19 protein-coding genes are annotated in these 22,613 nt (G+C 41.7%); 3 read left to right on the top strand and 16 right to left on the bottom strand.

Translation table 11 applies throughout. From position 1 onward, the window contains the following. Positions 1–116 precede the first annotated feature (116 nt). The 10 genes from glpK to NKR21_RS04830 form a co-directional block, all read right to left on the bottom strand. Positions 117–1,613, bottom strand: a complete 1,497-nt coding sequence (gene glpK, locus NKR21_RS04875; RefSeq protein WP_144456174.1) for a glycerol kinase GlpK — start codon at positions 1,611–1,613, stop codon at positions 117–119. Positions 1,614–1,628: 15 nt separating this feature from the next. Continuing rightward, positions 1,629–2,444, bottom strand: a complete 816-nt coding sequence (locus tag NKR21_RS04870; RefSeq protein WP_012009400.1) for an MIP/aquaporin family protein — start codon at positions 2,442–2,444, stop codon at positions 1,629–1,631. A 213-nt stretch (positions 2,445–2,657) separates the two neighbouring features. Continuing rightward, complete coding sequence (locus NKR21_RS04865) at positions 2,658–3,215, bottom strand: glycerol-3-phosphate responsive antiterminator (RefSeq protein WP_034663739.1); 558 nt, start codon at positions 3,213–3,215, stop codon at positions 2,658–2,660. 171 nt (positions 3,216–3,386) lie between these two features. Further along, positions 3,387–4,727 carry an aspartate aminotransferase family protein gene (locus NKR21_RS04860; RefSeq protein ID WP_144456176.1) on the bottom strand — a complete coding sequence of 447 codons (1,341 nt, stop codon included), beginning with the start codon at positions 4,725–4,727 and terminating at the stop codon, positions 3,387–3,389. A gap of 244 nt (positions 4,728–4,971) precedes the next feature. Next, entirely contained in the window at positions 4,972–6,564 is a 1,593-nt protein-coding gene (locus tag NKR21_RS04855) for a PucR family transcriptional regulator (protein ID WP_144456178.1), read from the bottom strand. A 32-nt stretch (positions 6,565–6,596) separates the two neighbouring features. Continuing rightward, positions 6,597–7,514: an AEC family transporter gene (locus NKR21_RS04850; protein ID WP_012009396.1), complete on the bottom strand. Its 918-nt coding sequence runs from the start codon at positions 7,512–7,514 to the stop codon at positions 6,597–6,599. Between the two features lie 87 nt (positions 7,515–7,601). Then, positions 7,602–8,018, bottom strand: a complete 417-nt coding sequence (locus tag NKR21_RS04845) for a VOC family protein (protein ID WP_144456180.1) — start codon at positions 8,016–8,018, stop codon at positions 7,602–7,604. 128 nt (positions 8,019–8,146) lie between these two features. Next, positions 8,147–9,685, bottom strand: a complete 1,539-nt coding sequence (locus NKR21_RS04840) for a bifunctional GNAT family N-acetyltransferase/carbon-nitrogen hydrolase family protein (RefSeq protein WP_012009394.1) — start codon at positions 9,683–9,685, stop codon at positions 8,147–8,149. Positions 9,686–9,700: 15 nt separating this feature from the next. Further along, positions 9,701–10,366 (bottom strand): HAD family hydrolase, encoded by a 666-nt coding sequence (locus tag NKR21_RS04835; protein ID WP_012009393.1) that lies wholly within the window; start codon positions 10,364–10,366, stop codon positions 9,701–9,703. A 308-nt stretch (positions 10,367–10,674) separates the two neighbouring features. Then, positions 10,675–11,025, bottom strand: coding sequence for a DUF5365 family protein (locus NKR21_RS04830; protein ID WP_119124624.1), 351 nt, complete (start codon positions 11,023–11,025; stop codon positions 10,675–10,677). A gap of 109 nt (positions 11,026–11,134) precedes the next feature. Between NKR21_RS04830 and NKR21_RS04825 the strand changes: the two genes are divergently transcribed. Then, positions 11,135–12,043, top strand: coding sequence for an RluA family pseudouridine synthase (locus NKR21_RS04825; protein ID WP_119124623.1), 909 nt, complete (start codon positions 11,135–11,137; stop codon positions 12,041–12,043). Between the two features lie 237 nt (positions 12,044–12,280). On the opposite strand, the gene NKR21_RS04820 is transcribed toward NKR21_RS04825, so the two are convergent. From NKR21_RS04820 to NKR21_RS04810, 3 genes are all read right to left on the bottom strand, one after another. Then, the gene (locus tag NKR21_RS04820; RefSeq protein WP_012009389.1) at positions 12,281–12,847 is read right to left on the bottom strand and encodes a class D sortase; all 567 of its coding nucleotides are present in this window, start codon (positions 12,845–12,847) and stop codon (positions 12,281–12,283) included. 46 nt (positions 12,848–12,893) lie between these two features. Further along, positions 12,894–15,785, bottom strand: a complete 2,892-nt coding sequence (locus tag NKR21_RS04815; protein ID WP_144456185.1) for a 5'-nucleotidase C-terminal domain-containing protein — start codon at positions 15,783–15,785, stop codon at positions 12,894–12,896. Positions 15,786–15,871: 86 nt separating this feature from the next. Next, positions 15,872–19,252, bottom strand: a complete 3,381-nt coding sequence (locus NKR21_RS04810) for a CheR family methyltransferase (protein WP_144456188.1) — start codon at positions 19,250–19,252, stop codon at positions 15,872–15,874. Positions 19,253–19,396: 144 nt separating this feature from the next. On the opposite strand from NKR21_RS04810, the gene NKR21_RS04805 reads away from it, so the two are divergent. Next, complete coding sequence (locus NKR21_RS04805) at positions 19,397–20,041, top strand: spore coat protein (RefSeq protein WP_012009386.1); 645 nt, start codon at positions 19,397–19,399, stop codon at positions 20,039–20,041. A 27-nt stretch (positions 20,042–20,068) separates the two neighbouring features. Here NKR21_RS04805 and NKR21_RS04800 read toward each other — a convergent pair whose 3' ends face one another. Continuing rightward, the gene (locus tag NKR21_RS04800) at positions 20,069–20,944 is read right to left on the bottom strand and encodes a hypothetical protein (RefSeq protein ID WP_144456200.1); all 876 of its coding nucleotides are present in this window, start codon (positions 20,942–20,944) and stop codon (positions 20,069–20,071) included. 156 nt (positions 20,945–21,100) lie between these two features. Next, positions 21,101–21,610, bottom strand: a complete 510-nt coding sequence (locus tag NKR21_RS04795) for a YhcN/YlaJ family sporulation lipoprotein (protein WP_012009384.1) — start codon at positions 21,608–21,610, stop codon at positions 21,101–21,103. A 148-nt stretch (positions 21,611–21,758) separates the two neighbouring features. Between NKR21_RS04795 and NKR21_RS04790 the strand changes: the two genes are divergently transcribed. Further along, the gene (locus tag NKR21_RS04790) at positions 21,759–22,157 is read left to right on the top strand and encodes a spore coat protein (protein ID WP_088003862.1); all 399 of its coding nucleotides are present in this window, start codon (positions 21,759–21,761) and stop codon (positions 22,155–22,157) included. A gap of 34 nt (positions 22,158–22,191) precedes the next feature. Here NKR21_RS04790 and NKR21_RS04785 read toward each other — a convergent pair whose 3' ends face one another. Further along, positions 22,192–22,572, bottom strand: coding sequence for a hypothetical protein (locus NKR21_RS04785; RefSeq protein ID WP_144456190.1), 381 nt, complete (start codon positions 22,570–22,572; stop codon positions 22,192–22,194). Between the last annotated feature and the right edge of the window lie 41 nt (positions 22,573–22,613).

Here is a 22,613-nt window from a genome sequence, read left to right as displayed (position 1 = left end):
GGTAAAGAAAAAGAGACCGCAAACACCCAAAGCGTATTTCTACACTTCAGTGCCTGCGGTCTCTCCAGTTCTCCAACCGTTCTATTAACTTACTTAAAGTATATCATACTTTTGGTTTATTTGAAAGCTTGAGCTGCTTTTACAGCCTTTTTCCACCCGCTGTATAACGAGTCACGGCTGCCTTCTTCCATCTTAGGATCAAAGCGCTTGTCAAGGTTCCATTGTTTTGCAATGTCTGAACGGTCGTTCCAGAAGCCAACTGCTATTCCCGCAAGATAGGCCGCACCGAGTGCCGTAGTTTCATTAATTTCTGGACGCTCTACAGGCACATCCAGTAAATCACTTTGGAAGCCCATTAAGAAATCATTCTTTACAGCTCCGCCATCAACACGCAATGTTTTTAATGAAATGTTTGAATCCTTTTCCATCGCATCTAACACATCTTTCGTTTGATAAGCAAGTGATTCTAACGTTGCACGGACAAAGTGCTCTTTAGAAGTACCGCGTGTTAACCCGAATACAGCGCCTCTGACATCACTATCCCAATATGGTGTGCCTAGACCAACGAATGCCGGAACGACGTATACGCCATCTGTTGACTCAACTCGCTCTGCATAAGCTTCGCTGTCTTTCGAGTCTTTAAACATTCTGAGTCCATCACGCAGCCATTGAATCGCTGAGCCAGCAACGAAAATACTTCCTTCTAAAGCATATTCAACTTTGCCGTCAATGCCCCATGCAATCGTCGTTAATAAACCATGATCCGACTTAATGGCTTTTTCCCCTGTATTCATCAACATGAAACATCCTGTACCATATGTGTTCTTCGCCATTCCTTCTTCAAAGCAAGCCTGACCGAATAAAGCAGCCTGCTGATCTCCCGCGGCTCCTGCAATCGGAATATTTCTGCCAAAGAAGTGATAGTCTGTTGTTTCACCATAAATGTGTGAAGATGGTTTCACCTCTGGAAGCATTGAAGCCGGTACGCCAAGGATATCAAGTAATTCTTCATCCCATTTCAGATCGTAAATGTTGAACATTAATGTTCTTGACGCATTAGAGTAATCTGTGACGTGTGATTTACCGCCTGTCATCTTCCAAATCAGCCAAGTATCAATTGTACCAAACAGTAAGTCGCCATTTTCTGCTTTCTCACGGGCACCATCAACATTGTCTAAGATCCATTTTACCTTTGTACCTGAGAAATAAGCATCAATGAGAAGCCCTGTTTTATTTCTAAACGTTTCATTGTGTCCTTGTTCTTTTAACTCTTCACAAATGCCAGACGTTTGTCTTGACTGCCAAACAATGGCATTGTAAATTGGTGCGCCTGTATGTTTATCCCAAACAACCGCTGTCTCACGCTGGTTCGTAATTCCGATACCAGCGATTTGATCTGCTTCAATTCCTGATTCAATTAAAGCAGTTGAAATGACTGATAGAACAGAGCTCCAAATTTCATTTGCATTGTGTTCTACCCAGCCTGGGTTCGGAAAGTATTGATTAAATTCCTTCTGAGATGTATGTGCAATTTTGCCTTCTTGATCAAATAAGATCGCTCTTGTGCTTGTTGTCCCTTGATCTAATGCAAGAATATATTTTTCTTTTGTCATGATGTTTTCCTCCCCTTACATACTTTCATTTACAGCATTTGTTTGGTTTTTCGTAGAGACATAGAGTCCTAACAATACCACAATCAAAATAACGCTTACAATCCAAAAGGCTGGAGTGACGTTCGCTTTAAAGGCTGCATTGTAGAAAACACCGCCAAATGCGCCGCCTAAAATTGGACCAACGACTGGTACCCAAGCATACTTCCAGTTCGATGGGCCTTTCCCTGGAATCGGCAAGATCGCATGCGCGATTCTCGGACCTAAATCACGAGCAGGGTTAATTGCATAACCAGTTGTTCCACCTAAAGAAAGTCCAATTGCAACAATTAAGAAACCAACAATCAGCGGATTGACTCCGTCTGCAAATTTATTTGCACCAATCGCTAAGATTCCTAGAACCAATACAAATGTACCGATGACTTCACTAAGTACGTTTGCAAAAGTATGCGGAATCGCAGGACCAGTTGAGAATACACCTAGTTTTGCACCTGGATCATCTGTTGCTTTCCAGTGCGGTAAGTAATGTAAAAAGACAATAGTAGCCCCTATTAATGCGCCAAGCATTTGACCAACAATATACATTGGAACATCAGCCCAAGGAAAACTTCCTTCTAGCGCAAGCCCAATGGTGAGTGCGGGGTTTAAATGCGCTCCGCTGATTCCACCAGTTGCATATGCTGCAATAGCTACTGCAAATCCCCATCCGAAAGCGATTACAATCCAACCGGATTGATATGCGAGTGATTTCTTTAAATTAACTGCCGCACACACGCCGCCTCCAAAAATAATGAGCAGCATTGTACCTACGACTTCTCCCCAAAATGGTGTCATGAAAAATTCCTCCTCTGGTTCAGTTGCCATCCCCTATAAATGTGTAGAAAAGATAAAGAAAAAGATCCACAACAAACATACTTTACATCAGGGTCATTTGTCACCTAGTAAAGCGTTGTTGTGGATCTCCGTTTCTCCATCACATGATATTAACTTAGTGCTATAGTATCAGAGGATGAAAACGTTGTCAATAAATATTCACATTTTATCTTGTCACTTTTGGAACGCTTTCCAGAGGGTGGTATTTGAGGTCGTCACAGCTGTAGCGCCTGCTTCAAGCGCTCTTTCTACATCTTCTTTTGTACGGATAAATCCGCCTGCAAAAATCGGGATCCCAGCTCGCTCACGCACTTCTGTAATTAAATCTGGCACGACGCCCGGTAATACTTCAATAAAATCCGGACGATGTTTCCCAACGAACTCCATGCTTTTTTCCATGGCGCTCGTATCAAGTAAAAACATTCGCTGAATGGCATATACCTTTTTTTGCTTGGCTTTTACTATGACAGAAGACCTAGTAGAAATAATTCCTGCTGGCTTCATTTCCTGACAAATAAATTCGGTCCCATACTCATCATGTTTAATCCCGTGAATGAGATCGACATGGACAAACATTTTTTTGTGATGAGCATTTGCCTCATTCATGATGCCCTTCAGCCGGCCTAAGTGAACATCAAGTAAAACACCATATGTAAATGGACTTTTTAAAAATTCCTCAAATTGCTTCATATTGCGAACAGCAGGTAAAATGGGTTGATCATGAAAACTCATAAGCCGTCTCCTTCAAAAGTGTCTTCTCCTAACAGTAATAGAAACTCTTCTATTTTTCAATACACGTAGTGTGCCCAATACCGCTTTCATCTCGCATCCTCTTCCTATAACTAACTCAAAATGATGAAAATCAAACTTTTATTCCATAAAAAAAGCAGAGAAGTCTCTCTGCTATAGCTGTGCCATACTTTCTTTTAATGTATTGATGATAAATGAGGCGTCATCATCTGTTATATTCAGCGGTGGTGCAAGCTGGGCAACGTTATTAAAGCCGGAAACTGTATCCCCATTTTTCCCGATAATCAGCCCCCGTTTTTTACATTCAGCAATCAATTGACCAACGACATGAGGTTCAGCTGGTTTCTTGGTTTGTTGATCTTGAACAAGCTCAATGCCAAACAGCAAACCTTTTCCTCTGACATCTCCGACAAATGGGTGTTCTTTTAACTCTTGCAAACGTTCAAGCATATCTCGGCCGAGCGTCTCGGACCGTTCCACTAATTGCTCGTTTTCCATTATCTCTAGGTTGGCAAGTGCCACCGCACAGGAAGCAGGATGACCGCCAAATGTATTCACATGGCGCAGTCTGTCATACGTATCTTCTCCTGCATAGGCTTCATAGATTTCTCGTTTCACACACGTTGCAGAAAGCGGTAAATAGCCGCTTGTGATCCCTTTTGCCATAGTGATAATATCCGGCTTTACTTCCTCATGCATAAAACCAAACCGCTTCCCTGTCCGGCCAAATCCGCAGATGACTTCATCTACAATGAGAAGCGCTCCATGGGATTCACAGATGTCTTTGACCTTCTTCAAATACCCTTTTGGCGGCATTAGGATACCTCCGCCTGTAATGATCGGCTCCATAATGACCCCAGCTATCGTCTCACTTAGTTCCCACGTCATGGCTTGATCTATTGCTGCTGCACTTGCCAAATTCTCTTGATCCTCAGGGTGACGATACATATCAGGCGGTGCGACATGAATAAAACCCTGACCTAATGGTTCATATTTATATTTACGCTGCGCTTGACCGGTTGCGGCAAGAGCTGCTGCTGTATTGCCGTGATACGACCGATACCGAGAGATGAATTTTGTCCTTGTACTCTCTCCTTTTTGCGCATGATATTGTTTGGCCATTTTAAATGCGGCTTCATTGGCTTCAGAACCGCTGTTAGAAAAGAAGATGACATAATCACCGCCAAGCCACTCATTTAGTTTTTCAGCCAGCTGAATCGCCGGTACGTGGCTTTGTGTGAGCGGATAGTAAGGCATTGTCTTTAATTGCTTATACGCCGCTTCTGCAAGCTCTTTCCTGCCATATCCGACATTTACACACCAAAGACCTGACATTCCGTCTAAATAGCGATTCCCATGAATATCTGTCACCCATGCGCCTTCTGCCTCGTGAATGACCATACTTTCATTGTCCTTGTTTGTCCCTTTCATATGATGCCAGATCAACTGATCATCTTTTGCCTGAAAATTTTGAGCCTGCTCATGTATTTTCATCTTCCCGCCCCCATGTATCCGTTTTCATCAATAAAGAAGCTTAGACCAGTTCAGCAGCACATTGCCTCTCCATTCATTATATGGATGAAACGTGAGGCTTATGAAACTGGCACTAGTACGCCTGTAAAAGAGAACCAATCGTTACTCTCATTATAAAAAAGGGGTCAGGCTGAATACATTAGACAGATCGTCAACTGATTGAACACCATCATAAGACACTTTTCTTGATACCTTGGCAAACCCGCTAACGTCGATTTCCTTGCAGGAATTCATAAGCAAGGATCGCAAATTCAAGCGCCTGTCGTTTCGGCGCCTGCATCATATCCTCACCAAGCAAGGCATGCAATTTATCCAGTCTATGATAAAGGGTTTGTCTGACAATATAAAGCTGGCTTGCGGTTTCTTTTTTAGAACCATTTGTCTGTAAAAAGATATTCAGCGTTTGATAGAGTCTTCCGCTGTTTTGATTATCGTATACAATCACGGGCTCTAAATACTCTTTCACCATACATTCAAGCAGACCGCTTTCCTTCATCATCGGCATGAGACGGAGCATATGTAGATCTTGATAAAATGGACTTTTCACCCGCTGAGGCATCACTTTTTTTAAATGCAGCACTTCTTTGGCTGCTTGAAAGCTTTTTCTCATGTGCTGAAACTTTTCACAATATTGACCGATACCAAAATTGATCTCGGTTCCTCGGGGCTGCTCCCGGTTATACAATTGTTTGATGTCGTTTGCAGCCTTTTCTGCACGCGCTTTCCAGTCCTCTTTCTTTCTCGTGTTTAATAAAATAAACAAGGTTTGCCCTTGATGGTCATATGCAATCAGATGGAAGCCAGCACGCTGAAAAATGGAGCGGCAAGAGACAAGAAAGTAAAGGTTCCCTGCGATTTCTTCCATTTCATGATGCTTTTGAAAGAGCAAGACTACACAGCCAGTTGGCTTTTTCACACCTTCTGTTTCTTCAAGGTGCTCTATGATCTCTTGTTCTGTATGCTCTTCTTGGAACCATTTTTGCAGCCATTCATTTTCCTTTGTCTTCTTTATCTCTTCTGTATAAAGTTCTCTTAATGTTTGCTGGGCAAGAGCATTCGCTCCTTTATCCATGACTAGCAGTTCGAATTCTGAGAGCGTGTCTGCTTGATGAATGAGCACAAGATCTGCAAATGTTTGCTTGAGCGCAAGCACTTGTTTTTGTGTCACTTCGTATCCTTTTGGCACGGAAGCAAACTGCAAATAATTCATGACCAATTCTTCCGTTTGTTTGGAAGAATCACATAAAATAATCGGCTCGCCCTGAACAGGAAGGAGTAAAAGAATCCCCCTTACGTGCTGATACACTTGATCCAATATATCCATTTGCGGATGCGGGGTCAGTAAAAGCTCATTCAGCTTTGATGATAGTGCTTCTAAATCAGCCATCATTTGATACTGACGCTCGATCATCATCGTATGAAGGTGCTGTGTGATGTTGACGAACTTCACTTCTTTTGTAAACAGAATAAGTGGAAAATCCCTTTCTTCTGCATAAGTCAGTAATTCTTTCGGCACTTCGAATCTTAGCGGAACAAATTCAATACACAAGCCGGCCGCCCCTGAATCAATCAATTGACGTAAAAACGCTTGAAACACATCCAGTTGATCATGGAAGCCTGCGGCTGTCGTTAATATCAGCTCGCCTCCATTTAACAAATCCTCTACATCAGGCACTTCTAACACATGTATCCATTTGACCTGCCGAAACAATCCTTTTTCCCCTGCTAGCACTTTTGCATGCGCAAAATGCTTCGTTTTCAACACGTCACTCACTTGGAAATGAACATCTACATTCATTCATATGTCCCCCTTTGTTTGCCGCCTATCCCCTATCCCAGAGGGTGCATGGATAAAATCCATAATAAAACTGGTAATGTCACGATACTTAAGATGGTACTGAGAAATGTCGTGCTTGAGACAAACTCAGGCTTCGTTCGAAATTGTACAGCCATCAGCGTTGTATTTGCTGCTGTCGGCATGGCTGCCACTAAAATCATAATTTGTTTCACCATATCGTCTACCGGTAAAATAAGCGTAAAGCCAAATGCGATAAGTGGGGAGATAAACAGCTTCAGCAAAACAGCATAAGAAATATGGCGATAATCCACTTGTTTAAACGAGATCACTGCAAGCTGCATGCCTAAAATAAGCATAATCGTCGGTATGGCAGCATTCCCAACAAGCTGAATACCCGTCATCAGCTCTTTAGGTAATGAAAGGTCAATCAGCTGAAATAATAGACCGATGAGCGCACCGTAAGCAACTGGCATACGCAGCACTTTTTTCAAAACGACCTTTCCATCTCCTGCATCCTCTCCGCCCTTTGCTGCATAATACATGCCGATTGTACTCATGACAAGCTGCTGCAGCACCATCAATACGATGGCAATATCCAAACCTGCTGCTCCAAAGACAAGCAGCACAACAGGCGTACCATAATTTCCATTGTTCATAAAAGCTGACGACAGAATCATGGCGCAATACGTTTCATTCGAATACCCATAAATACGAGATAAAATAAAGACACATAAAATAAGTGCAAGACAAAGCCCGACAACAAAAATGGATAGATATACATAGTCCATCGACACTTTGTTTTGATAAAAGGTTTCAAACGCAAGAAATGGTGACATTAAGTATAAAGACATTGTTGAGAGCGTATGTATATCAAAACCGATCGCCTTCTGCCCGATATACCCGATCAGGAATATGCCGAACACTGGCAGTAAGACAAGTAAAAACTCCATGCTGCACCTACTTTTCTCTAGTTGTATTCCAGATTCCTTCTGCTCCTCATTATCATACCACTGATAAACAATAAAAAAGAAGCACCCTTAAGAAAGGCCGCTTCTTTCCTCATTCATATAAAATACTTCCCACAAATGACCATCTAGATCCTGAAAGCTCCATCCATACATAAACTCATGATCCTGCTTTTCCTTAAAAGGTGAACCGCCTGCCGCTATTGCCTGTTCAACAAGATCATCGACCTCTTCTCGTGAATGCACGCGCATAGAGATAATCACCTCTGATGCCTTTTTTGCATCCACTAATTGTTTCTCTGAAATGGATTGAAAATGCCTAAGAGATAACAGCATGACAGTGATCGCATCATCAATGACCATACAGGCCGCCTGATCACTCGTAAACTGCTCCTCAAATTCAAAGCCTAGCTGCTCAAAAAAAGCGATTGATTCCTTCACATGATTTACCGGCAAATTAATATACAGATGTTTAGATTGTCGCCCCATGTTCCTCCCCTTCTTGAACACATAATCTCCTTTCAGTATATTCAGCTTTTTCTCCAGCATCCCTTTGGCCATTGAAAAAAATCTGATGTTATCAAAAAGAAGCGCCTCAACGATAGGCGCTTCCTTCATTATTTCTTATATTCAATATGGTACACGTCTCTTCTTCGGTCTTTCAGCTGACGTACAGTCCCATCTTGTCTTTGTCTTCTTAAAATTTCTAAATCGACATCACCTACGACGACCATCTCAATGTTTGGGTTACACTCTCCTACAATCCCATCTCTTGCAAATTCAAAGTCTGATGGGGCGAAAATAGCCGATTGTGCATATTGAACATCCATATTTTCGGTTTGCGGAAGGTTGCCAACTGTTCCAGAGATGACGGTATAAATCTGGTTTTCAACCGCTCTCGCCTGTGCACAGTAACGTACCCTTAAATAGCCTTGGCGGTCTTCTGTACAAAACGGAGTGAAAATAATTTTTGCTCCTTTGTCAGCTGCGATCCTTGCAAGCTCTGGAAATTCAATATCGTAGCAAATTTGGATCGCAATTTTGCCGCAATCCGTATCAAATACCCTGACTTGATCACCAGCTGAAATCCCCCACCATTTTCTTTCGTTCGGCGTGATATGAAGCTTATATTGCTTTTCAATCGTTCCATCACGTCTAAATAAATAGGCAATATTATAGATTTTCCCTTCTTCTTCCACGAAGTGAGAACCGCCGATGATATTAATGTTATATTTCACAGAAAGGTCTGTGAACAAATTAATGTAGTCTTCTGTATATTCCGTAATTCGCTGCACAGCAAGACTTGGTGACCGCTCTTCTAAATAAGACATGAGCTGCGTCGTGAAAATTTCTGGGAATACGGCAAAGTCAGCTGATGCATCTGATGCGACATCTACATAATACTCGACCTGATTCATAAATTCTTCAAAGGAATGAATTTGTTTCATTGCATATTGAATCACACAAATTCGAACAGGGAATGCCGATTTATAGTACCTTTTCGATTGCGGGCGATAATCGACATTGTTCCATTCCATTAACGTTGCATATGTGCTCGATGCTTTATCATCTGGCAAGTAATTCGGATTGATCCGCATAAGACTAAATTCATTTAATAGCTGAAAAGATAAAACAGGATCATAGATTTGATGAAGCATGACCTGCTCCACATACTGGCGAGGCGTCATTTCCTCTTGGTATTTATGATAGTTCGGAATGCGTCCGCCAATGATGATGCTTTTTAAATTTAATCTTCTTGCTAAATCTTTTCTCGCTTCATACAAACGATGTCCAATTTTCATTCGTCGGTACTCAGGACTCACCATGACTTCGATTCCGTACATATTCATTCCATCCGGATTATGGTTTGTAATGTACCCATCATCTGTAATGTCCTGCCACGTGTGGCGATCATCGTATTCGTCAAAGTTAATTAATAAACTTGAACAAGAGCCAATGATTTCTCCCTCGAATTCAGCACAAAACTGTCCTTCTGGGAAATGCTCAAGATGGCTTTCAAGATGTTCTCGTTTCCAAGGGTCCATGCCTGGAAAGCATACCTCTTGCAACGCAATGATTCGGTCAATATCCTCTTCCCGAATATTACGGATCACCATTCTTTTTTCAAAACGCGTTAAGTCTAGTTTTTCTGCCATGATGTATTTGCCCCCTTACTGATCCTCTTTTTCAAGCTGATGGAATAGCTGGAGCAATTCGATTTCAGCCATGGATTCTAATCTGACATCATATTCTTCAAATTGAAGCGTGCTCGTGACTTTGTTTGGAACGATCACACATTTCATACCTGCTCGTTTGGCAGCTACTGATCCATTCACAGAATCCTCAAATGCCACGCAATCTTTTGGCTCGACCCCTAAGCATCGTGCGGTTTGCAAATAAAGCTCTGGATTTGGTTTCACTTCTTCCACATCATCTGACGTGCGGATACATTCAAAGTAGTCGAAAAGACCAATCTGCTTTAGGTGATCAGACACCCATTTATAGTCTGAGCTGGAAGCAAGGCCAATCTTGATACCGAGCTCCTTTGCTGCTTCTAAATAAGCTTCTACACCAGGTCTTGCTGATTCGTCCTTCATTCTTTGTTGAAAACGAGAACGCCGATCTGCTGTGAGTGTCTCATGATCCAGCGTCTTCCCTAGCTGCTTTTCCAAATATTCAAATGGCTTAAAGCCTGCCTGCGTGCCAATGACCTTGCCCCATACAGAAAGAGGCAGATCTGATTCATGCTCCGCAAACATTTCTTGTAAAACCTCATATTCATGTGTTTCTGTATCTAAAATTAATCCGTCGAAATCAAATATAATCGCCTTTACCAACGAGGCCACTCCTTTTTTTACAAAAGTCTCAAACATATACCCAATGCTATCATATCGTGAATAAAATTGACTTTCAAAGATGAATGTCTGCTAAAATGATTATGTATAAAAGGAGCCTGCATCGTTTGTCAGGCTCCTATCCGTGTTCGGTTCATTCTGCAAGAGATCCAAGCGCTCCGATTCGTGGAGAAATAGACGATGTTGAAAAAGAGCGGGTTTGGTATTACAGATCTTAAAGGTTTCTCCGTTCCCTTAAAAATAGTATGTGCGAGGGCCTTGTAAGTTAACAAGGAAGTTCACACCATCTTTTACGCATTTTGAAGGTGACGGCTAGCAAAATCGTCTAGATCAAAAGGAAAAGAAAAGCCGCAGGTGTTGACCTGCTCACGGTTTCGCTCGAATAACTCACGATCTCGTTTGGTGAGATGACGTTTCGGTTTTACAATAATGGTATGTAATAGCTGAAGTCCCGATAAAATACGAAAAGCATCATCCATCGTTCCGTTATATACGCCATCAATAAAGGTAAGCGAGCGATCTTTCTGGCGCGTATCCCGCTCCTGTCCATTGACAGCATGAGAAAGAAGATCTTCAACATCCTTTGATATTTCTTCAATTGCCTGCTCTTGCAGGTCTGTAGCAGCTTTCATTAATCTCACGTGACATCTACCTCTCTGTCGTTATTTCTCCATTCAGAATAGCACAGAAAAAAAGGCATTCGCCAAGGTAAGTGTTTCCTATACATACCCAAAGAGAGGAACGGATATCATGATTATAAAAGGACACATGCTCTCACTAAAAGTAGACGAGCAGTATCATCACACTTCACTCAGTCATTTTTTAAAGACAGCTGTATCTGCATCAAAACCGATTATTCATTTTTGGATGGAGCATCAAAAGGTTCGTTTAAATCAAAAGCCTGCCCATCACGCGGCTAAAGTCAGTCAAGGCGATCAGATCATCATTGATTTATTTGAAACAGAAGAAAGTGATGTGACACCGGAATACGGTGAATTAGAAGTACTCTTCGAAGATGAGCATTTATTAATTGTACAAAAACCTGCCGGACGACCAACTCATCCGAATGAACAAGGACAAACTGGCACACTGGCAAATCTTGTGGCATTTCATTTCCAAGCAAATGGAGAAGAAAAGCGGGTAAGACATATCCATAGGCTAGATCAAGACACAAGCGGAACCGTCATTTTTGCAAAGCATAGATTAGCTCATGCGGCTCTTGATCAAATGCTTTCTAAAAAAACAATTAAACGAACATATATCGCCATCTGCGAGGGGCTTTTCAAAAAGAAGAAAGGCACCATCGATGCAGCGATCGGCCGTGACAAACACCACGCAGTGAGACGAAGAATTTCTCCTACAGGGCAAAAAGCTGTGACTCATTTTCAGGTCATGGACATGAATAAACGTCTGCAACTAACAGCGGTTAAACTAAAACTAGAGACGGGTAGAACGCATCAAATTCGTGTCCACCTTAGCAGTCTCGGGCACCCACTAGCTGGAGATACGTTATATGACGGAGTTCGTGAATATATCAACAGGTGTGCTCTTCACGCCAAGCAAGTTGACATGAAACATCCTTTTACAGGTGAGCATCTGATCATAGAAGCTCCTCTACCACCTGATATGGACCAACTCATGAGTCAAATCATCCATTAACAAAAGAGCCTGCGTACGAAAGCAGGCTCTCAGATTGTTGACAAAGGGCTAAAATGATCTTGATTTTAGCCCTTTGTCTCCTTTTCAGCGTGAAAGAAAACCTTTGAATTCTAGGAAGGACGAGTACTGGCGCGGAGCGAATTTGACATTCGTGAGCACCAGCACGCAGGACTGACAACGAATGCGAGGGTTTGTCTACACGCTGAGAGCCTGCGTACGAAAGCAGGCTCTTTTTCTTTATTCAGACACTCTTTTTGCATATATAATATACCGCTCTGGCGCATTGCCGACGAAATGAAAAGGATAGCATGTCGTTAATATCAGCTCTTCCTTTTCATTTTGCAACGTAATGATGGATGTATCATGCTGATCAACAATTTTCGTATGTGTGATTTCATATATAAATTCACCATACGGCACAGTGATTTTCAGCTGATCTCCAATATCTAGTTCGCCTGTCCGGCGAAACACCGTGTCACGGTGACCAGAAAGGACAATCTGTCCATTTTGATCCGGATAATAACTGTCTTTGTAGTGTCCTACTCCCTTTGCAAGGTCATCCGCATCTGTCCCTTCGACAATCGGAAGGTCTGCTTTTAATTTTGGAATCGTCAGGATGCCAGAGGCTTTCCCTATTTCAGGAGCAAACTGCTTCTTGGACATCCCTTGATCGGTCGCCACGACCTTCTTCGCTTCGTCTAATGATTGGGCTGTTTGAAGATGAGTTGATGCGATTTGCCATATCCCCCAGCCGAGCAGCACAATCCCGGCTGTCATCACAGTCAGTGCAAGCCACTTTTTCATGCTTAAACTCCTTTGCCTGTTACATTTCTCTTAGATGATACGCTTTTTAGCTTGCTGCTTTTTCTTCTTGTTTTGCTTTTTGAATTCGTCCCTCTTTTTGATACACAATGGAAGCTCCCTCAAAGCTTTTCACAAAATCGACAGTGGCTTCTAAATCTTCTGGGCCAGTTTCAGGGTTTTGTCCAAGCCTGCCGATTGGTGCATATTTACTGCCAGTTGCTGTTGCCATGAAGTTATTCACAGTGAGTGTATACGTTTGATCGAGAGCTACGGCTGAACCATCTGGCAGCTTCAAGTCGACTACTTTATATGTTACAGGATCATAGGAATATGAAAAGCCTGAAATGCTATAATCTGGTCCAAATTGTGGAGAAATTTGTGCTTCTATGATCTCTACTAAGTCTTTTCCCTTGATCTCTAGTTTGACTAGAACGTTGCCAAATGGCTGAATATTAAAGAGATCTCCCCATTTTATCGGCCCTTTTTCAAGGTTTTGCCTAATACCGCCTCCATTCATCATGGCAAAGTCACTTTTCATTGAATATCTCATACCATCCGCAATCAAATTACCAAGCGGCGTGTCTCCATCATTTGAATAGCCGCCTTCCATTTTGACCCCGGCTTCTCCAACAACCTCACTAATAATCGGCTCCACTTCTTTCCCGTAATGAGCCAAGATGTCTGCTGCTTCCTTGTCCTTTTCTATACCGGCTTGATCTACATACTGGATATTTGCACTCTTTTTGACGATATCCTTCGTTTTACGGTCAAGTGTCACATTGACTTCGCCAATCGCCTTCCCGTATTCAAAGGCTTGCACAATTAATTTTCCATTGACCTCTCCATTGACCACTTCGTGATTATGACCTGCAAAGATGACGTCAATTTCATCATCACCTTCTTTGGCAAGCTTTGCACTCTCTCCAGTGATGGTATCGCCATTTTGAGAGGCTGTCATATGAGCTAAAACCGCTATAGCTTTAATTCCTTTTTGTTTTAATTCCTTCGTGGCTTCATTCACGGCTTTGACTTCATCTGTAAACTGAATGTCTTTAATCCCTTCTGGCATGACCATTCCTGCCGCAGACTTGGTCACAACGCCGATAAATGCGATAGGGATTCCTTCAACATCAATGATTTCGTAAGCCGGTAAAAGCGGTTTACCTGTATCCTTGTACTCACAGTTCGCACAAACGAGCGGAAAGTTCTGACCGTGATACCCCTTTGTCCCTTTTGGATGATCTCCACCATTTAAGATACGCAATAGCTCGTCTACCCCTTCATCGAATTCATGGTTGCCAACCGTGCCGACATCAAATCCAATGTTCTCCATGAGTTCAACGGTTGGTTCATCTTGCAGAAGAGAAGATATTGGAGAGCTACCGCCAATCATATCTCCAGCATGGACCGTAATCGTATTTTTGTGCGCTGCTTGTTTTTGCTTCATATAGGCTGCGACATAATCCATCCGCCCGTACATGGCTTTATTGCCGTCACCTTTTAAATCCAGTTCGTATTCTTGATCAATTTTACCGTGTAAATCATTCATACTTAAAATCGTTAATGGTACTTCGCCCGCATCCTTTACCGGCTCGTAACCAGCCTGCTCTGCTTCTTCTTTAGAAGCAAAAAAGATCCGTTTATCCACATCGATTTCTTTCCATTTGTCAGGGGACACGTAGGTTTTGACAGATGAGTCGCCAACATAGCGTGTCAGTCCTTTTTTCTGTTCACGTGCTCTAAATTCAAACGGCTGTTCAAGCAGAGGGGCCGCTTCGTTCCAAATGCCCAGTCCTTTTTCCTTTGCTTCTTTTACTGCTTTTTGATACGTATGATAGTCCTTTTCATCTCCAATTGGCCAGATGAAATAAGTAGGGGCATATCCTTTTTTCACAAGCTCTAGATTTGTATTTAACCCTTTTTTGGTTTTCACCTGAGCTAAAAGACGTCCATAGTGATCCTTAGCTTCAGGACCAATTTTTAATGTGACTTGGTCACCGCTCGAAAGTAGTGTTTTTAAATAGTCAGTCGCTTGCTGTCCAAAACGCAATTGGTTTTTGTCTAATTCACTTTTTGGCTGATGATACGTTTCTGGCGTGTCCATATTCACAAAACGCACCTTTGTTGTACCTAGAACGGGCTTCTTTAAATGAATCGTATCTCCATCCACCACACGGTCAACCGTTGCTTTGTATTCTTTCTTCATCTTTGGCGGCTTTGGCTGGCGTTTGAGAAGATTGATATCATCCTGATGTCTTGGAAGCACCTGCAGCGTTTCATACCTGCTTAACACCCCTGTAAACTCGTACCATTTCCCTGTTTTTACTTTATCAATCACATTCGTATCGACCATCACTCTCAGTGTGGTGCTGTGATATTTTTTATCAATGATCACCACATTGTATCCACCGCCAGCCGGCTGAGCTGGTTTTGTCTCTACATAGCCTTTGACCTTCACTAGTCTTCCTTCATGTTTACCTGCTTGTTCCATTTCTAGCTGCTTCACAGACACTCGCTTCGCCTTTGGCAAGGGTTGGTTCACAGTATCTACCTTCAGACTACCTTGATCTGGCACAATTTCAATCAGTCCTTTATAAGACATGATCTTACCAGTCACTGTCACCTTCATCCCTGCTTTTAGTTCCGGGAAGTGATTCAGCTGGGCTGAATAAACATTGATTCCGGCTGATTTGTCTTGAATGTATGTGGATAGTTTTCCATTGCCTATAGCTGATTGATCTGCTGTTACAATGCCACTTACCGTCACGGTCTTTCCTATGAGCTGACGGGCTTTTTTGATCTGCACAATCTTTTTTATTTCTTTCTTTTCAGATGCACTGACCTCGCTCACTGCGGACATGCCAGGCAATAAGGACTGCAAACTAAAGATCACCAAAACCAAACAACAAATCATTCGAATAGATAACATTCGTTTCATTAGACCTCTCCCCTTTGCGCTTCATCTCTCATAGTGTACAAAGTAAATATTGATGTTGAATGGATTTCATGTAAAACTTGTCTTTTTTAACTCATCGGAAAGGTAATTATCACTCGTGTTCCCTCAAAGCTTTTACTTTCAAAACGAATGTTTCCACCATGGCTTTCAATGATTTTAATGGTCATCATTAAACCGAGGCCTGTTCCCTTTTCTTTTGTTGTATAAAATGGTTCACCGAGTTTCCCTATTTCGTCCTCTGGTATTCCCTTTCCTTGGTCTTCAAAGATCAACATCATCTGATGATCTTTCATGAGAGAGGTCACCTTGATGACACCTGTCACACCATCCATCGCTTCTATTCCGTTTTTAAGGATGTTTAGGAAGACTTGTTTCAGTTCATTCGGAATGCCTTGAATGTTAGGGAGCGATGGAGACAGCTTTTTCTGAATAGATACGCCTTTTAAGACCGCCTGAGATTCAACGACCATGATCACTTCTTCGAGCAGAAGATTGACATGTACCGGTTCAAATTTCACCGATTTGCTTCTCGAAAGAACGAGAAATTCATTAATAATCGACTCGAGCCGATTAAACTCTGACATCATGACATCTGCATAATCTTTCTGATACTTTTTACTTTGAATCATCAGCTGTAAAAACCCTTTTAATGAGGTCAGCGGGTTTCGTATCTCATGAGCGATACCTGCTGCAAGCTGCCCTACTGCTGACAGCATTTCTGATTTCATCAGCATCTTCTCTGACTGCTTTTGATTGGTGATATCCTCTGAAATCCGCATGACGGTTGACTGCATCTTGTCAGGATCATCAATTCGATGTAAAGAGACTCTTTCCCATCGTTCACGTCCACATAAATCTTGAAAGTACAACTCACCTGTCCAGCTGCCCTCTCTTAAACAAACTTTCCATTGTTTCTCTAAATCATCACATTGACATAGTGAATGATAGACGGAAAAAATATCTTTGCCGATCAGGTCATATTCGTGTTGCTGGACGAATTGACAGAAACGCTGGTTCACGCATTGGATGACCCCTTCCTCAGTTGCCACAACAATATGAATATGGCTGTTATCAAGTGCCGTCACCGCTAGATGAAGCGACTGCTTAATTTTCGTTACTTCAGTCATTTTCATCCAAGTCATCACCGCTCCTTCATGTTCTTCATCGAAGATGGGTGTGATGTGAACGGTGAATTGCTCGCCTTCGTTCGTTTCAATTTCACGTTCGATCGCGCGCCTATCCGATATGACGGATTGGATATCATGATAGAGCGTTTCCTGCGTGAGTTTTTTAGCCATCGACTGAAAGGATTGCTGATGTCTAATTTTCGCTGAAGTAAATAAAGAGGCAGCTGTAGGAGTGTAATAGCGAATATTCATGTCCTTGTCCACAAACAGCGTTGCAAGCTCCGGCTTGATAGAGGGTTTGTACAGTTCTTCTCTTGTCACCCTTAAATTGTTTATGATATTTATATAATGCTCGTGTTTTTTCTCAATCTCCTCTAACTGCGTGTGTTTCTCTTTTAATTGAGCCCTTGCCTCCTGCTCCTTTTGTTTGACTTCATTGAGTTCATTTTCCAAATCGACGATACGCTGTTGATAGACTGAATTCAGATCAGACATCCCTATTTCCCTGCCGTTCTTTTGATTTTTCTCTCTCTCATTCCTTCGAATGAGAATGACGTATACTCCCTTAAAACGGCGGTCAAAACTTTTCACGGTAAAATCTGCATACTGCTTGCTGCCTTTTTCTGAAATGAGAACATGTTGAAACACAACCTCTGTCTCGTCTGTCCACACCTTTTGAAAGGTTTGACTGAGCATCTCTTTCATATAATCAGGTGTCACATATTCACATGATTGATCTGACACTTCTGTATGATCTAAAAAAGAATATGCACCCTTTGATACTGCCAGGATTTTGTCACTATCATTGATGACCATACATGCATCATAATCCTCGCTTACTTCTTTCATATATTGTGCGGCTCGCGCTTTCAACTCGATATCACGAGCGTCTGATGTCCAAGGGACATGTGGTTTTGAAATGTTTGAATGGGTGTAAATGTTCCATTTTTCATTAAATAAATGAAATAAACGAGGGATATTGGGTACAGTTTCATTTGGCCCTAATATTAATATCCCTTCATCTTTTAAAGCATATTGGAATCGGGACAATACTCGTTTTTGTACTTCAGGCTGGAAGTACATCAGAACATTTCGGCAACTGATAAAATCGAGGTGGATAAAAGGTGAATCAATCAATAAATTGTGAGGTGCAAAGACAATATGTTTTCTAAGCGACTGCTTCACAATAAAAGCGTCACCTTTCCTTTCGAAATATCGCGCCCGCCATTTTTCCGACATCCTTGCCATAGACTCTACTGAGTAAAGACCTTTACTAGCTTTTTGAATGGCTTTCCGGTTGATATCTGTTGCAAATACTTGAAGTTCAATGGTCACTTGTCTTCGCTTCATTTCTTCTAAAAATAAGATCGTAAAAGAATAGGCTTCCTCTCCTGTCGAACATCCAGCAATCCAAATACGGCAACGAGATTTCCCGTTTTTCACCGCATTTTCAATGATCGTCGGAATGATTTGATGTTCACATACATGAAAAGCCTCCCTATCTCTAAAAAAAGATGTCATGCCGCTTAGAAGCTGTACGTGCAGAAGGTCAAGCTCATCTGGTTCTCTTTCTAATAAGTAGTCGTACTCTGCTAACAATGAAATCCGATTTTTTGTAGCCTTCATTCGCTTTTGAATGACAGATAGCAGCCTTTTCCTTTCATAGTTTGAAAAGGCAATGCCTTTATACATTTCAAGACGTTCAATGATTCTCAGTAAAACAGGATCTGCCTCATCAATATGCGGAACATTCATGATATTGGAGATGTATGCCGCAAGGGTGGAAGGGTCCTTGAATGATTGTTGATACAAAGTATCAAAACCACTTTCTTCTTCACTGCACGATAAAGCTGTACCGCCCTGCTCAACCAACTGAAGCAAGCCATTTCCCACGCAATGACCTTTTTGAAAGAAAATCGCATAAGCCTCCTCTTTTTGAACGCTGGCAAGAGATTGAAAAAGCAAGTCCACAGAGCAAGCCATACACGCAGGCAGCTGCTCTGATAGGTGCAGCCGCTGATCTTCTGTTAACGTCACTACCGCATGCTGTGGACAAAAATAAATCGTCTTCTTCATGACTTTCTCACCATGTTTAATCGTTTTTGCCCGGTAGCCAATCGGTAAAACAAGTGCTTCCAAATCAGTTATACAATCGCCTGTCACATGATTTTGCACAACAATAAAAGAGGCATTTAATTCATGTGGAAATGATTGAAAGAAAGCCTCAAGATGATGCTGTTCAAACGGCGAAACACCGATGCCAATCACTGGTGTCTGCACATGTTCGTCTTCTATCAAACGATTAATGATTTTGTCCTGCATCTGGTACCCCCATGTTCATTCGTCTGATACTTTTTTTCGACAAAAAGGAAGAAAACCCTCTAATTGTAAATAATGTTTTTGCATGAAAGAAGGAAAACATCCTCACATTAAAACAGATTGTATAAATAGAAGGAGGAATCTCAAGTGCAAAACGATCAACAACCAATGTTTCAAGGAAGCGCTCCCCAGCCTGAACTCAATCATGGCGGACATGAATTATTCGACTTACATGAAATTTTAGCCGGCACAATTAATATTTTGGATCAGTATATGATCCTACGGCAGTTTATTCAAGATCCTGCATTATCCGACATCTTGGATCGACAATACCAATTCGTTTTATCTCAGTACAATGTCACTGTAGATTGTTTTTCTACTGGACAAAAGCCTAGTGAAGAAACCGCTACTTATATGATGAAAGAACACACACAAGTGACATACGGAATCAAGCCTTCTCAGCCGAAGAAGCCGAATCAATCGTTACAGGATGTCAAAGACTTGGGCATCACAGGGCATATGCTCAGCCTCGTCAAATCACATGCTGGATTACTTTCCATGTCAGCATTAGAAGTAACGAATCCAGTTGTCAGACGTGTACTTGCTGCGCAAATCCCGAACTTTATCGAAATGGCGTATGAAATATTCTTGTATCAAAACAAGCATGGCTACTATCAAGTCCCTCAGCTTTCCAGACAAGACATGACGGCCATGACATCAGCTTTTGCACCGCTTCAAGGGCAGGTTCAAATGCCGCCAAGCAAAGCGAATCAGCAAAAGCCCCTTCATTAAAAAAAAACGGCTGGCCATTTTCACTGGTCAGCCGTTTTTTCTTTGATATATCTTGTGAAAATAATCTTCAAAATCTGCGAGCCGCTGCCCTGTCGCCTGTTCAAAGCCTTTAGCAAATAGACCTGTTTTCGCCGTTTCCTGCATAATCTCGTGTATGATATCTCGTCCGTAAAGCCGCACCAGCTCATAGATCATATAGTAGCTTTGCACATAAACATCTGTCTCATACGTCATCCGAGAGTCCTGCCAATCTTGATCAGAATGAAGAGACTGGAAGGGAATGACGTCGAACCGTTCAGACGTGGCATTTAACACGTCATAGGCCGTCCATTCTGCTGTTCCCTCATGGAACCAAAGGGGAAAGATCACCGGAGACACTTCGTAAGAATGAACTTTTTCATAGAAAACAAAGTGAGCATATTCATGAATCAATAACGTGTTGAAAAAGTATAAAGGCAGTGTCTCTTTCTTCAATAATTCTTCCCGTTTATCTGGATATAACCCTATCATTTGATCATGATCAGAATAAAAACCCGTAATATGCTTGATCCCAGCAAATTGCTCAATTGTTTCTTTATCATCAAAATAAATAATGTCTAAAGGTTTGTCAGTATCAAATTGAAACACTGATGCTGTCCTCTTCTTTGCCTGTTCTATGGCCTCGATTGTCAAATCAACAAAAGCGTCCTCTTTCTCTGTATAGTATATTCTAATATGTTCATAGACTTGCTTATTGAGTCTCTCCGTTAAAATCGTTTTAGGAGAAGACTGCTGCTCTAAATATTGTCCTGTCAGCTGAAACGCAACATAAATCAAGTACGCGGTGAAAGCATAAAAAATGAGACCTGCTGCTATCATTCCGCCTACAAGCTTTTTATGAATCATTGACGGCTTGGCTTTCATTTGCTCCCCACCTGAATTCATCCTGCAGCCTCTTTCTCTTTCTATGAAGAAACAAAGATCAACAAGAGGTGATATATTTTTTACTTTATGCAGTCAGGTGCGCAAGGTGCGGTTCCAAACAAAAAAGCCGCATATGACATACGGCTTTTGTCGTAGCTATTTTGATTCAGGGAAGACACGTCTGACTGTTTCAGTAAATTCATCGAAAAATCCTGAGATGGGCTCTCCGCTTCTAATTCGTTTTCCATACCCTTCCATTCGATCAACGAAGTCTGGATTGGCAGAGACATACACATTGTCGATTTGTTGATCTGTTGATTTGACTTTATCAGAAATTTTCTTTTTCAAATCATCTGTCACATTACCGCTTTTATCGCCTTCAAGCATTACGGCAACAAATGCATTCTTTCCTGTAACCAGTACGTTCGCTGTTTTTACTTCAGGCATGTTGGCTACAAGCTCTGACGCTTTGTCTGCCACTTTGACCTTCTGAGGTGTTTGAACATCTGGCTCATCCTGCCTCATGTTGTCATTCTTATATGTGACATTTTCATACTGTCGTTTCATTGTTCCTCTTCGCTCATCGCCCTGGTTGTTCATACCACATCCAGTGGTGATCAATGCTGGAACGAGTAGTAAAGATAGCATCCATTTCTTATTCATCATTTATTCCCTCCTTTTGCTCTTAGGTTTTTCATCCAGCCGACTTTTTATGCATACATCCTCTGTTTCCGTAAAATGAATTCATAATTCAGCTGTGTTTGGTCATCCTAAACTTGATGAAAGATCATCACGATCAAATGGAGGGATTCGTTTGTTTAAAAAAAGAAAAGGCATGAGCACTGGCGCAATGATCGCAGTATCAACAGCCATCATTGCATTATTTTCCCCGGCTTTACGAAGAAGGCTGAAAAGCATGACGCAAATGAATATGTCATCAATGATGAAGGGAAAAGATCAACAGCACCATGACTCGCCTAGACACGAGTCACACGCACAAAGAGAATCAAAGGGCACTGCGGAAATCGGACAAATGATGAAGCAGGCATTCACAGCTGTACAGCCAAATCATTCGAATCAGCACGAATCAACATCAAGAAACCATCAGCCAAGAGAGTCCTATGCACAGTCTCTCCACATTGATGAAAGTGTCATGAATGTGATGGATGATGAATCAATCCAGCAAGTAATCAATGACATCGAGCACAAATAAGAAAACAGGAGCCTTCAAATATTGAGGCTCCTGTTTATTCTTCTGAATAATGCTCTTTCACCATCACAGAGAAGAAAGGTAAAAAAGTGATTTCAACTGTTGTCATAAAATCACCATAAGCTTCTACTATGATCAAAAGCTCTTTCTCGTCTTGATTGTCCTTTTTTATCTCTACATGTTGCACGGTTTTAAAATCATAGATGCCTAAAATAGATCCATCTTTTTTTCGAACAGCCTTTAACGTAAGTTCTTGACTTCCAAGGTACATCGTGACAACGAAGCGCTCGTCTTGATTCTCAAATCGAAATGTCAGGTTTTGATATTCAATCGGCATCCCTTTCTCGAACCTTTCATCAGGCTCCGTTTCAAAAAAAGAAAGCAAGTCCGGTTCATCCGGGAAGCGTTTTCCATGCATGTGTTTTGATCCCCTCATAAGTGAAATTTTTATTAATTATC

This window comes from Bacillus sp. 1735sda2, from assembly GCF_024159245.1.
Lineage (GTDB): Bacteria > Bacillota > Bacilli > Bacillales > Bacillaceae > Bacillus > Bacillus pumilus_O.
Note: the sequence above shows the minus strand (reverse complement) of the source record. Positions and strands in the feature narration are given on the sequence as shown.

Bases quoted from the DNA above. Each gene is read 5' to 3' on its own strand.
- glpK (WP_144456174.1), bottom strand. From the start codon at position 1,613: ATGACAAAAGAAAAATATATTCTTGCATTAGATCAAGGGACAACAAGC.
- NKR21_RS04870 (WP_012009400.1), bottom strand. From the start codon at position 2,444: ATGACACCATTTTGGGGAGAAGTCGTAGGTACAATGCTGCTCATTATT.
- NKR21_RS04865 (WP_034663739.1), bottom strand. From the start codon at position 3,215: ATGAGTTTTCATGATCAACCCATTTTACCTGCTGTTCGCAATATGAAG.
- NKR21_RS04860 (WP_144456176.1), bottom strand. From the start codon at position 4,727: ATGAAAATACATGAGCAGGCTCAAAATTTTCAGGCAAAAGATGATCAG.
- NKR21_RS04855 (WP_144456178.1), bottom strand. From the start codon at position 6,564: ATGAATGTAGATGTTCATTTCCAAGTGAGTGACGTGTTGAAAACGAAG.
- NKR21_RS04850 (WP_012009396.1), bottom strand. From the start codon at position 7,514: ATGGAGTTTTTACTTGTCTTACTGCCAGTGTTCGGCATATTCCTGATC.
- NKR21_RS04845 (WP_144456180.1), bottom strand. From the start codon at position 8,018: ATGGGGCGACAATCTAAACATCTGTATATTAATTTGCCGGTAAATCAT.
- NKR21_RS04840 (WP_012009394.1), bottom strand. From the start codon at position 9,685: ATGGCAGAAAAACTAGACTTAACGCGTTTTGAAAAAAGAATGGTGATC.
- NKR21_RS04825 (WP_119124623.1), top strand. From the start codon at position 11,135: ATGATTATAAAAGGACACATGCTCTCACTAAAAGTAGACGAGCAGTAT.
- NKR21_RS04820 (WP_012009389.1), bottom strand. From the start codon at position 12,847: ATGAAAAAGTGGCTTGCACTGACTGTGATGACAGCCGGGATTGTGCTG.
- NKR21_RS04815 (WP_144456185.1), bottom strand. From the start codon at position 15,785: ATGAAACGAATGTTATCTATTCGAATGATTTGTTGTTTGGTTTTGGTG.
- NKR21_RS04810 (WP_144456188.1), bottom strand. From the start codon at position 19,252: ATGCAGGACAAAATCATTAATCGTTTGATAGAAGACGAACATGTGCAG.
- NKR21_RS04800 (WP_144456200.1), bottom strand. From the start codon at position 20,944: ATGAAAGCCAAGCCGTCAATGATTCATAAAAAGCTTGTAGGCGGAATG.
- NKR21_RS04795 (WP_012009384.1), bottom strand. From the start codon at position 21,610: ATGATGAATAAGAAATGGATGCTATCTTTACTACTCGTTCCAGCATTG.
- NKR21_RS04785 (WP_144456190.1), bottom strand. From the start codon at position 22,572: ATGCATGGAAAACGCTTCCCGGATGAACCGGACTTGCTTTCTTTTTTT.